The 12,102-nt window shown below is 53.7% G+C and carries 9 protein-coding genes, 1 tRNA gene and 1 pseudogene; 3 read left to right on the top strand and 8 right to left on the bottom strand.

Annotated features, from left to right (window positions below):
* Window positions 1-5: 5 nt before the first annotated feature.
* The gene (locus tag HWX74_RS10730; RefSeq protein WP_176013532.1) at window positions 6-1,529 is read right to left on the bottom strand and encodes a hypothetical protein; all 1,524 of its coding nucleotides are present in this window, start codon (window positions 1,527-1,529) and stop codon (window positions 6-8) included.
* A 70-nt stretch (window positions 1,530-1,599) separates the two neighbouring features.
* Between HWX74_RS10730 and HWX74_RS10735 the strand changes: the two genes are divergently transcribed.
* Complete coding sequence (locus HWX74_RS10735; protein ID WP_176013533.1) at window positions 1,600-3,063, top strand: IS1380 family transposase; 1,464 nt, start codon at window positions 1,600-1,602, stop codon at window positions 3,061-3,063.
* A gap of 153 nt (window positions 3,064-3,216) precedes the next feature.
* Here the strand turns inward: HWX74_RS10735 and HWX74_RS10740 are convergent, their stop codons facing one another.
* Entirely contained in the window at window positions 3,217-3,654 is a 438-nt protein-coding gene (locus HWX74_RS10740; RefSeq protein ID WP_176013534.1) for a transposase, read from the bottom strand.
* A gap of 419 nt (window positions 3,655-4,073) precedes the next feature.
* On the opposite strand from HWX74_RS10740, the gene HWX74_RS10745 reads away from it, so the two are divergent.
* Window positions 4,074-4,316 (top strand): transposase, encoded by a 243-nt coding sequence (locus tag HWX74_RS10745; RefSeq protein ID WP_176013535.1) that lies wholly within the window; start codon window positions 4,074-4,076, stop codon window positions 4,314-4,316.
* Window positions 4,289-4,657, top strand: a pseudogene (locus HWX74_RS20235) (transposase); the annotation flags it as partial. The gene HWX74_RS10745 and the pseudogene HWX74_RS20235, both read left to right, overlap by 28 nt.
* A gap of 1,406 nt (window positions 4,658-6,063) precedes the next feature.
* On the opposite strand, the gene HWX74_RS10760 reads toward HWX74_RS20235, so the two are convergent.
* The 6 genes from HWX74_RS10760 to HWX74_RS10785 form a co-directional block, all read right to left on the bottom strand.
* A tRNA-Ala gene (locus HWX74_RS10760) sits at window positions 6,064-6,140 on the bottom strand.
* 78 nt (window positions 6,141-6,218) lie between these two features.
* Window positions 6,219-6,944, bottom strand: a complete 726-nt coding sequence (locus HWX74_RS10765; protein ID WP_176013537.1) for a ComF family protein — start codon at window positions 6,942-6,944, stop codon at window positions 6,219-6,221.
* 262 nt (window positions 6,945-7,206) lie between these two features.
* Complete coding sequence (locus tag HWX74_RS10770) at window positions 7,207-8,313, bottom strand: hypothetical protein (RefSeq protein WP_176013538.1); 1,107 nt, start codon at window positions 8,311-8,313, stop codon at window positions 7,207-7,209.
* Window positions 8,310-9,140, bottom strand: coding sequence for an archaeosortase/exosortase family protein (locus HWX74_RS10775; RefSeq protein WP_176013539.1), 831 nt, complete (start codon window positions 9,138-9,140; stop codon window positions 8,310-8,312). The genes HWX74_RS10770 and HWX74_RS10775 overlap by 4 nt, the downstream gene beginning before the upstream one ends.
* Window positions 9,137-11,488 carry a tetratricopeptide repeat protein gene (locus HWX74_RS10780; RefSeq protein ID WP_176013540.1) on the bottom strand — a complete coding sequence of 784 codons (2,352 nt, stop codon included), beginning with the start codon at window positions 11,486-11,488 and terminating at the stop codon, window positions 9,137-9,139. The genes HWX74_RS10775 and HWX74_RS10780 overlap by 4 nt, the downstream gene beginning before the upstream one ends.
* Before the next feature lie 15 nt (window positions 11,489-11,503).
* On the bottom strand, window positions 11,504-12,007 hold the full coding sequence (locus HWX74_RS10785) for a YbaK/EbsC family protein (protein ID WP_176013541.1): 504 nt from the start codon (window positions 12,005-12,007) through the stop codon (window positions 11,504-11,506).
* Window positions 12,008-12,102 lie beyond the last annotated feature (95 nt).

Consider the following 12,102-nt stretch of genomic DNA (forward strand, 5'->3'; position numbering starts at 1 on the left):
TCAGGCTAGCGGTTGCCGGTGGTTTCCGGCTGACGCGCCGCGTTCAGTTGCTGCCAGTACGGCCGGTCCTGCAGCAGATCGAACGCCTCGTGGAGTGCGACTCCATTGCTGCCGGCCAGTGCGGCGGCTTGCAACTGGCGTCGGAGCGAGTCGAGCCCATATAGTTCATTGCTACCGTAATTGCGCAACTGCAGCCAGTAGTAGAACTTCTGATCCGGATACAATAACTTTTTGAGCACTCCGGCCTGCTGAAAGATTTCGGCGGGAGTCTGCTGCCAGATGCCGACGACCAAGTGATCGACCCAGTGATTCCGCGTCCACAAATCCCAATTCAATATCGCGTAAGCGCCGAACATTCCTTCCCGGTAACGATGGTTGGCGCTGGTGATGTCGACGACCAGCTCCTGTCCGGCCGCATGGATCAAGGCCGAGGCGTGTTCAATCAAAGTATCGTAGGCTTCCGCCTTGATTTCCTGCCAGCGGCGGCCGTCAAGGTAGAGCACTCGACCTTCGGCGGCCGGGTGGGCCAGAATATCGACGCCGTAGCGTTCGCGATATTTGGCGACGAATTCCGGATTGTAGCCGTAACGTTCTCCGGTGTCCAGTGCTTCCCGTGTCGCACCGTGAAAACGGAAACAGTAAAAAATGCCGTCGGCGTGATATTCCAGCAGTTCCTTCAATTGGTTGAGGCGGTATTCCAGCGCCAACGGGTTGCTGTAGCAGAAAGTACCCCATTGTGGTTTGCCGTCACGGTCGAGCAGGGCGCATTCCGGGTGATCGAGGACGAATTGCGACCACCACGGGCCGCCTTCGTAATTGGCGTCGTCTTCCACCGTCACCCAGATCAGGATTTTGATGCCGCTTCGGCGGGCTTCGCGAACCGCGACGGCCAGAGGGTCGATTTGCCGCATGATGTCCACCGCCCGTTTCAGCGGCGCGTCCAGTTTTTCTTCCGGATAATTGCCCGGCGGCATCGTACTGGCTCCCTGGCTGCGGTACAGCACTTGTCCCAGCAACGAAATCCGCCACAGCACCCCGGTGACTTTTCGCGCTTTCAATTCGGTGAACAAAGCGGCGATTTCCGCTTCGCCGCCGTCGGTCCAGCCAATTTCCGGCGCATAGTACAGAAGATCGTAATAATCGACATTCACCCAACACTCCTGCTCCGGCCGGTCCGGATCCTCCGGCAGCGCCTCCAGATCGATCGGCTGCGCCGTCGCCGTTTCGATGGTCAATTGCCCTGTTATCGGTATGACGGCGACTTCCAGATCTGTTGCCGCGGCATCTGGAAAATAGTCCTGCGTCAAGACCGTTCGGCCCGCTGGTACCGCCAGCAATGCCGATTGCTGCTGCTGATACAACCGGCCGTCACGGTCCCGGCTGCCGATCAGCAAATAACACTTCGCACCGTCGTTTCCGGCCGTGACTGCCGTTTCGACGCGGTATGGCCGGTCGCCGGTGATCGCGAGCTGGTTGACCGAATGGTCCGCGCCGGCTAGCCTGAATATTGCGTAAATTTTCAAAAACAAAGAGGCAGATTCTCGACTAACGTATTATATTGTAATATCTTACATCACAATATAACGCCGAGGTCTGCCAATGACAAAATGTAATGTTTCGATTCCGGTCTTTCAAGGTCCGAAAAGCAGAAAAATTGAATTCAATTTCGCCGGTGGAGATATCAGCAGTGACGGCGGGTTGCTTTTTGTGAAAGAATTCGACCGCAAACTCGGTTTGACCCGGCGCGCCGGTAACCTGCTGGATTCTTTTGATCTTCGACAGCCCGGAAAAGTTGAGCATTCCTATCTGAGCATGCTTCGTCAACGAGTTTTTGGTTTGGTTGCCGGCCATGAAGATCTCAATGACCATCATGAATTGCGAACTGATCCGCTGATTCAAACTGTTGTCGGTCGTGATCGTCAACTCGCCACTCCAAGCACTTTATGTCGATTCGAAAATGGAATCGATCGTCGTGCTTGCGTAGATTTGAGCCGATTGTTTGTCGAATTCTTTATCGAAAGTTTTTCCACGCCGCCTCGAGAATTGATTCTTGATTTCGATGCTACCGATGACCTCACTTACGGGATGCAGGAAAATCGCTTTTTTCATGGCTATTATGACCACTATTGCTTTTTGCCGTTGTATGTTTTCTGCGGGGATCAATTGCTTGTGGCTTATTTGCGTCCATCAAAAATTGATGCGGCCAAGCATGCCTGGGCGATTCTCTCGCTACTGGTAAAGCGCTTTCGGCAGAAATGGCCGAAGGTTAAGATTATTTTCCGGGGAGACAGTGGCTTTTGTCGGCAGAAAATGCTGAANCGTCCATCAAAAATTGATGCGGCCAAGCATGCCTGGGCGATTCTCTCGCTACTGGTAAAGCGCTTTCGGCAGAAATGGCCGAAGGTTAAGATTATTTTCCGGGGAGACAGTGGCTTTTGTCGGCAGAAAATGCTGAATTGGTGTGATAAAAATGAGGTCAAATATATTGTCGGATTGGCGAAAAATCCACGTTTGCTGGAATTATCAAAAGATCTTCAAATCAAAGCGGAAGCACTTTACAACGAAACACATGAAAAAGCAAAACTGTTTACTCAGTTCGAATATGCGGCAGGAACTTGGAAATACCCGCGTCGGGTGATTGCCAAAGCGGAATTCAACTCCCCCGGACCGAATAATCGTTTTATCGTCACCAATCTTGATGATGATGATGGACAATATCTTTATGAAAAAGTCTATTGCGCCCGAGGTGAGATGGAAAACAGGATCAAGGAACAGCAGCTGGATCTTTTCGCTGATCGGACGAGCTGCCATGACTTTGCGGCAAATCAATTCCGGCTTCTGCTTTCAAGTTTGGCTTATATTCTCATGGAACGGTTTCGGGCATTGTTGTTGACAGGAACTCAATTTGCCGAGGCTACCTGCGGCAGCATTCGCTTATACCTGGTGAAAATCGGTGCCATTATTCGGCGGAATACCAGAAAAATTTATGTTGCTCTTTCAAGTGCTTGTCCAAATCAGGAACTCCTCCGCTTGATCGCTGCGAAAATCATCGCTTGGGAATAAAACCTTGGAGAGCTGTCCCCGGCTCGCCGAACAACAACGGGGGAAAGGGGGAATATGCTCAATTTGCAAAAAAACGACAATATCCGACTCTGAAAATAAAAACTTCCGAATCTTCTGAACATTTCTCGACGATTCGAAAGTTTCATGCAACATTCAGGCTAACAGATTGTTGACTTTGTTTTTCAATACGGTACGCAACTGAACCAGTTTTTCCCTGGTCTGCGTCAGACTTGAAATTTTCGCCTGCAAATCGTCTTTCACTCTTACCTCCGGAAGCATATCCTTTTCCAGGAACTCCGCCAACACTTTTGCGTCATGTTTGTCCGTCTTTTTGGTGGACATGCTGATGACTTTGAACTGTGATGGATTCACCACCACCAGTCGCCCGACATGAGCTTTCAGCGAGCTGCAAAACATGAACGTATTTCCGGTCGCCTCCACCGCCATCGCCGTGTTCGGACCGAGCATTGCGGCAAAGCCCTTCAGTTCGGTAATCTCACACTTGCCGATTTTCCGTTCTTCCCCATTTACCCGGATGCAATAAGTAAAATTGTTCCGGTGCAAATCCACTCCAACAAAACTTGTCATCATTCTCTGCCTCCATTCGTTTTTCACGAATCGAAGCGGAACTGCTGTCACGGCCTCACCATCCTCCCATACAGAGTAGTCGATTAATCAGTCGCTCTCTACGGTGGCGCTCTGGTTTACAGATCTGACTAATCTCCTTTCCGGGGTCGTCATCGTTTCTGATGCGCCTCATTGAAACATTCAGTCTGCAACCTGTCCGCTTCCAAACGTGTAAGTTAATCGCCATAAATTACACGCAGAAAGCTGATTCCGCGAACGTCAGTTATTTATCATACCATCTCCTTTTGTGATGTTTTAACTGTCTGCATGACTCTGTCCGTCAGAGCCGATGTCTTATTTTACAGTATCACATCTTTGAGAATCAGCCTCTTTCATTTCATAACCGCTACCTCATTCCTTTTTACCATAGCAACTGTTTGAGCATGCAGCGTCCAAGCGTTTTTACACTGGCTGCGGGCTATGAAGAACTCAATGCCCATCATGAATTGCGAAACGATCCATTGGTTCAGGCCGTTATCGGCCGAGACCGACAGCTCGCCACTCCGAACACTTTGTGTCGATTTGAAAACGGAATTGAACGTCAGGCCTGCATCGAACTGAGCCGATTGTTTGTCGAATTCTTCTTCAAGCAGAAACAATTTATAATCAAACCCATGAAAAAGTGAAGCTGTTCACGGAATTTCGATATGCGGCAGGAACCTGGAAATATCCCCGCCGGATGATTGCCAAGGCGGAATTCAACAGGCTCGGCCCCAATAATCGATTCATCGTCACCAATCTTGACGATGATGGACAATATCTTTATGAAAAAGTCTATTGTGCCCGTGGAGAGATGGCAAACCGGATCTAGGAGCAACAACTTGACCTTTTGGCCGATCGGACAAGTTGTCATGATTTTGTGACAAACCAGTTCCGGCTTCTGCTCTCAAGTCTGGCTTATATTCTCATGGAACGGTTTCGGGCATTGTTGTTGACTGGAACTGAATTTGCCGAGGCTACCTGCGGGCAGCATTCGGTTATAAATCGTGCCATTATTCGACAGAATACCAGAAAAATTTATGTTGCTCTTCAAGTGCTTGGCCAAATCAGGAACTCTTGCGCTTGATCGCTGTGAAAATCATCGCTTGGAAATAACCGCTTGGGGAGCTGCTCAAATTACGGAAAAAACGACAACATGCGACTTGGAAATAAAAACTATCGAATTACTACGACATTTCTCGACGCTTCGAACGTTTCATGCAATATTCAGGTTAAAAACACCGCTTCGTTTCTTGCGGCAGTGCAAGTCAGGGGGGATTGTGGCCTGAGCCTTTTATCTATTGACGGCACGCTCCGGAGCAGGCGTGTGATTTTGTATATAAACCACACGCCTTCCATATGTTAATTTCCATATAATCAATAAGAACAACAATAATAATAACAGTATTATTATTGTTTTTTCTATCACTCTTTTCTTTTTATATTCGAATATAAAAACAAAATATCCCAAAAAAACAGAGGCAAAAAAGCAAATAAGCACCATACTAATAATACTCATATTACAATTTGGCGTATTTTGAATTTTTATACCTACAATTAAATATCCCCAATAAAATATTAAAAACTGTAGTATAATAAAGGCTGCCTTGTTCAAATAAAATGAATATTTCATTATTTTATTATCCCTCACTTGCAGATGATGGGCTAACCTCAATACTGCATAAATTATTCCAGGACAAAGAGGCAGCACCTCAATGAAGGTATTATATTGTAAAAGGTTAAATTACATTATAAGCCCGAGGTTTGCCTATGACAAACTGTAAGGTTCCAAGCTGTAACTTTCAAGGACCGAAAAGCAGAAAGGTAGAATTCAATTTCGATGGCGGCGACATCAGCAGCGATGGTGGCCTGTTTTTTTAGAAAGGAATTAGATCGTAAGCTCGGTTTGGCCCATCGCTCCGGTAAATTGTCGGATTGAAATACTCCCCGAAAGCTGTGTCCAACTTTCGGGGTGTGCACCTTTGCTGGTACTTCTTTGGAATAAACTTATTTTCAGGCGCCTTTCTTTGTCAAGGAAGACATTGATTCATACTATCCTGTTTTCTTCATATTTGCCAATTTATCGTATAAATATGAAGAAAAACAGTCAGCCAAATCCTCCGTCCCTGAAGCCAATATTGGTTTCGGGGGGACTGAAAAATAATGTTTTTTTACGGAGAATTGTAAAATTGTGCTATTTTGAAGATACCTTAATGCGTTGATGGTAAATGCGGTTGCAAAAACAGAAGCGGCCGGGAAAATGTGGCAGAAATGTGGCATTTTTTTTCAAAACTCAGGAAAAAGCAGATAAATTCAGGTTGTTTCAGCCAAAAGCGGGAAAAGAAAAAACCAGCAGTAACTTGTTGATTACTACTGGTTCTCTGAGATCAAAAATGGTGGAGCATAGGAGACTCGAACTCCTGACCCCCACACTGCCAGTGTGGTGCTCTAGCCAACTGAGCTAATACCCCGTGTCAATGATAGATAAAATACCAGCAAATCACTGAAAAGCAAATCGGGATTGCTATAAATCCGAAAAAAAGTCGTGGTCAGCGCCGGGCGAGAGTGAGGACCCGGATTTCCGCCGCTCCGGCACTTTGCAGCAACTTGACGGCCGCAGTCAATGTCGCGCCGGTGGTGAAGACATCGTCGATGACCAGCAGCCGGCGCCCGGCGAGGTCGGGACGGCGGCGCAACCGGAAGGCGCCTTTCAGATTGGACAACCGCTGTTCCCTGGTCAAACCGGCCTGCCGCAGAACCGGCCTGACCCGGCGCAGGACCGGCAGCACCGGCAAATGCCAATGCCGTCCCAGTTCCCGCGCCAGCAATTCCGCCTGGTTATAAGAACGCTTCCAGTAGCGCAGGTAATGTAACGGTATCGGAACCAGACCGTCTGCCGCCTGGGCGGCTTCCGGGTGATATTCGGCCAGCAATTCGGCGAAGGGATGCGCCAGTTCCGGCACATTGCTGTATTTGAATCGCAACAACAGATCGCGGGCGTAGCCGCGAAATTCCAGACCGGCATAGGCTTCCCGCCACGGCCGCGGTCCGATATTGACACATTTGCTGCAGCATTGCAGAATGCCGTCCAGCCGCCCGCCGCATCCCGGACAATGCGGTTCCGCAATCGGCGGCAGCAACTTCCGGCAATCGGCGCAAAAGGAATTGCGCCCTCGGCCGGCGGCGCTGCCGCAGCCCGGGCAGGGAAATACCGCCAGCGGCATGACTGCCGTCCGCCAGAAGAAAGCCGGCAATTGCTGTAGTAATTTCACCATTGTCATTACAGCCGGGCAAAAAAAAGAGCCGCAACGGCGGCTCCTCTCCCGAAATAAAGAAATTATTTCTTTTTCGCAGCAACCATCGCGGCCCGCGTGGCGGCTTTGACCCGCGCCAGATAGGCTTTGCGGCGACGACGCTTGATGACTTTGTTGAGTTGTTGACCCATAATAAAATGCTCCTTATCCAGGGATTTTCGTTTCAGACATACAGAGTGTAAATGTAACTGCATTGCGCCTTTTTTCAAATCGGAGTTGCAAATTAATGCGGTTTTTCCGCGGCGATTGGGGTTGACAGCACTGCCGCGATGAAATCGGTGAGCCGCTGGTCGGCATCGTCGTCATCCGGCGTGAAAAGCTGATAGGTCTGCCAGTTGCCGTCCGCGCTCCAGCGCTGCCGGAACAAAGGGAAGCTGCCGGTTGAAAAGGCCGGATCCGCATACCAGACGTAAACCAGGTAATTCATTCCGTTATAACGGGCTTTCAAACGTTGCACCGCACCGGAAAGGCCGGGCAGTTTGAGCAGGCGTTGGCTGCTGCTTTCAATCGTCCAGCCGCCGGACTGCATGCAGAGCGCCGCCGGATGGATTCGATGGATGTCGTCGCCGAGCACCACCGCCAGCAGCATCAGGCTGTGCCGTGCATCGGCATAAATGAATTTCCGGGCGGTATTGCCGGCAAAGAACCGGCTTTCCTGGTCGGTCAGCATTTGTTCCCGCCCGAGATAATCGCCGGGCTTCAAGTCGCCGATTCGCAGCAGCAGACTTTCGCCCTGCAGCGGAACGTGGACAATCGAAACCGCCAGCAGCAGCGCCAGCACCGCCAGCCCGCCGCCGTAAGTGGCCGTCCAACAGTTCGGTATCCGGGCGAACATGCAGATTGCCGTTTGCCACAGCAGCAGGGCGGCCGCCGCGAGCCCTTTCAGCGCGACGGCCCGCAACGGCATGAAACCGAGCAGTTCCCGCATGCCTTCTTCCAGCCAGAAGCTGGAGCTGGTGACGCCGAGCAGCAGCAGTCCCGCCACCGGCAGCAGACTGAAACACAGAGCCCAGCCCCAGCACAGCCACCAACTGCCGCCGAGCAGCAAAATCCCGCCGATAATGACCAGGCTGTTCATCGGCAGCCAGACGCCGGCTCCGATGCAGGCGGCACCGGGGAGCATGAGCAGCAAACCGCGCCAGTCGGCGCTTCCGGCCCGACGGCGGACGAACGGCAGCGCCAGCGCCAGCGCCAACAGCGCCGCCGCGAAGAACAGCCAGTCATAACGGTCCAGCGGCGAGAACCGCCAGCCGTTCAACAAATAGGGGAATTTCCAGGCCAGCGGCAGAGCGCAAAGCAGTACAACCAGCAGTTTGAAGTAAGTTTTCATGGCTGCTCCTTCGATTTCGGCGCCGGTTCGCCGAGTTTGAAAATGCCGCCCAGGCCCCACAGCAACAGCAGGGACGCGATGACCATGCCGAAGCCGAGCATCGTATGGACGGTGTTGTTGAATGCCCAGTTGCCGAAGCGCAGGTAGAGCAGCAGTGTGACCACCAGCCTGGCGGTGTTGGTCAGAATGATGACCGGCAGCAGCATCAGGTAATGCGACAGGCGCATCCAGAAGGTTTTATGCAGCAGCATGACCAGAAGCCAGCCGATCAGCAATAGTGCTTCCAGTTGCTCGATGCCGCTGCAGGCGGCGGTGATCGCCACCTGGGAATCGCCGATGGTGATCACCGTCAGATCGTGGCTGATGACGACGCCGAAGAGTTGCAGCAGCGACACCGTCAATGTCGTGCAGACCAGCCGCAGCGGATAACTCAGGCACCAGAAGAGGTATTCCTGTTTCGGCGCCAGCACGCAGAGCAGCAGTACGCCGACCGTCAGTTTCGCCGCGCATTTCCGGCCGCCGGTGGCGCACAGCATGCTCAACACGCCGACGGCGACCGCCCAGTTGGCCGGAAAATCAGGCCGGTTGATTTTGACCAGCGCCAGCAGCAGCGCCAGAAACAATAAGCCGCCGGCAAGCGCCCGGTCGAACCAGCCAACCGGCGGCGGTTTGACCGTCAGGACCGTGAAACCCATGCCGACGGCCAGCAGCCAGAGCACGATGAAGTTTTCGAACGGCACCTGGCTGAACAGTGCCCACCCCAGGGCGCCGAGGCAACACAACAGATAGAGGCCGGCGCAGCGGGAAGGGGGTATATGCCATTTCATTGTTTCGGCTCTTGGGATGCGGCGTTCAGGACCTTTTCGATCAACTGAAGCATTTGGACCGCTTTGCTGTTGTTTTTGTCCAGCTTCAACAGTTGCCGGCAGGCGTCGCCCGCTTCCCGGTATTGCTTTTCCGTCCAATACAGTTGAGCGGATTGCTCCAGCGCTTGCTGCAGCGCCTCGCGCACCCGCTGGTTGTCCGGCGCCTGTTCCCAGACGAAATTCAGCTCGCGAACCGCATCAGGGTATTTTTTCGCTTCCAGGTAGCGCATGCCCAGGCATTCCCAGCCCGGCAGGAAATCGACCGCGCCGTCTTTGGCCTGTTTGGCCAGTGCCAGCGCCTCATCGTTCCGGCCGGCGGCGGCCAGCACTTCCGAAAAATTGACCAGCACCAGCCGGTCCTGCGGGTACAGCTCCCGTAAACGCTGGTAGGTTTTTTCCGCTTCCGCATAATCGTCCCGCACCGCGGCCAGGTAAGCCCAGGCGTAAAGGAGTTGCGGCTGATCCGGGAATTGGTGCAAGCCTTCCCGCAGGCAGGCGAGCTGTTCGTCGGTTTTTCCGGCCGCTTTCAAGCATTCCGCCAATCGCAGATAAAGCATCTCCTGGCGGGGATCGAGTTTCAACGCCTGCCGATAGGCGGCGATTTCCTGCTCCGGCTGGCCGCGCAATGCCGCCAATTCGCCGGTCATCACCTGGGCCGCCGCCTGCCGTTCCGGCCGGTCGGTGGCCGCACACCGGCGGATCAGCTCTTCGGCTTCTGCTTCTTTCTGATGCCGCAACGCGAAATTGAAGGCATTGGCAAGCAGCAGTTCGGAATCCGGCAACTGCGCCAAGCCGTCCTGATAGGCCTGCCAGGCTTCGTCTATCCGGCTGCCGCTTTCCAGCGCGGCGGCCAGCGCGATGAAAGTATTGGGATCTTCCGGTGCCAGTTGCTGCAGCTTCCGGGCCGCTTCCAGCGCCGGCACCGGCTGGCCGGCCTGAAGTTGGGCCTGAAGTTGGACCAGCAGCGCATCGGCGTCGTCGGGGAACGACCGGAGAACCGTATCGGCGTTGGCGACGGCGGCCGAAAAATTGCCGGTATTGAGTTCCGAGATCATCAGCAATTTGGCGGTGCCCGGCAATTGCGGCAGCCACTGCCGCAACTGGCGCAAGGCCGGCAGGGTGGCGGCGAATTCACCGCGGTCCAACGCTTCCGTCAGCAACGGCAACGCCAGGTTCAGCAGTTGTTCCGCCGTTTCGGTCGTCGGGTTCCGCCGGTAGACATTTTCCAGCGCTTCGGCCAGTTTCGCCAGGTTGCCGCCGTCCAGCACCAGCTGCAACTGCATGCGCTGGTACATCATCCGGTTGGCGAATTCGCTGCAGTTGTCCAGCACCTGCGTCAATTGCGCTTTGTCGTTCGTCAGAAAGGAGCGCAGCGCTTCCAGATAATAACCGGTCACCAGCGTCGGCCGGTCGCCACTGGCGTATTGTTTCGACAATTCCGTCAATGCCGCCGCATCGTTTGCGGCGGCCAGCGCTTCGCCGAGCATGACCGCGACGACGAAGTCCCGCGCGTCGCGCTGCAGGAGTTCCTGTAAATACGGAATGGCTGCCGGGAAATCGCCCTGGTCGAAACAGAAAGACGCCAGCGGTTTTAAATTCCGGTCGCCGTCCAGTTGATTGGCGAGTTCCAGATGTTGCCGGACCGCATCCAAATCGCCGCGCAGCAGAGCGTAGCGGGCCAGTCCGAATTGGGCGGCGCCCTGCAATTGCGCCGAATCCGCCGTCAGGACCGCTTCCAGTAACCGGGCGGCCTCTTCCGGATTGCGTTCTGCGAGTTTCTGCTCGGCGTAGAGCAGTTTTGCCTCCGGTGTTTCCGAGTCCGGCAATTTGGCGATCACGGCCGCCAGCAACTGGTCGTCGCCGGCTGCCGCCGCCGCCCGGCCCAGCAGCGGCAGTTGTTCGGCCGGCAATTGGTCTGTTTCGAATTTGGCGCGCAGCAGCCAGATGATTTCCGGATAATTGCCCGCTTTGTCCAGCATGTTCAACTGCCGTTCCGCCAAAGCGGCATCCAGCGGATTCAAACCGGCGGCCCGCTGAAACAGCACCGCGGCGGTGGCAAATTGTTTTTCTTCCTCGAAAATTTCCGCCAGCAGCCGGATGGCGTTTTCATTGGCCTGGTCTTTCCGGATGACTTCGCGCAATGCTTTTTTGGCCGTTTCGTAATCGTGCGCGGCATAAGCCTGCTGGCCTTCATAGAGCGCGTCGGCCAGGCTGCGGTGCGAGAACAACAGGTAAACGACGACGGCGATACATACCAGCGTGATTGCCAGCAGGGAACCGAACAGCCAGAGACGGGTCGCTTTTTTCATGATATTTCTCTCTCTTTATTTCCCGGATTCATTTTCTTCGGACTTCGGTTGCCGGAGCCGGCAAACATCTACCCAGCCGGAACTTCCGGCATATTCATACAATTCGTCGCAACTCAGCTCAATTGCCGAATTGCCGCTGCCGCAGGCGGGAAACACCGTGGCAAAACGGCGCAGGGACAGGTCGGTAAAAACTTTCACCGCCGGCTCCGGCAGTGCGAACGGACAGACGCCGCCGACGGCATGTCCGGTCCAGCGGAGCACCTCTTCCGGCGTCAGCATCGCCGCTTTCCGGCCGAATTGCGCTTTGAATTTGGCGTTGTCGATTTTGGCGTCACCGGCAGCGACCACCAGGATGGCGCCGTCCGCGGCCCGGAACGAAAGGGTTTTGGCGATTCGCGCCGGTTCGACCTGTAAGGCGGCTGCCGCCAGCTCCACCGTCGCGCTGGAAACGGCAAATTCCCGCACCTGCGTTTCCTTGCCCCAGCGCGCCAGGTAAGCTCTCACTGCTTCCACAGACATAAATTTTTTCCTCTTTTGCGGTTATAATTCTCCGTGTACAAGGAAAATATAGCGTCGTTCGCCGGTTAAGCAAGTCCGGTTTTGATCGCCGGAAC

This window comes from Victivallis sp. Marseille-Q1083 (assembly GCF_903645315.1).
GTDB lineage: Bacteria > Verrucomicrobiota > Lentisphaeria > Victivallales > Victivallaceae > UMGS1518.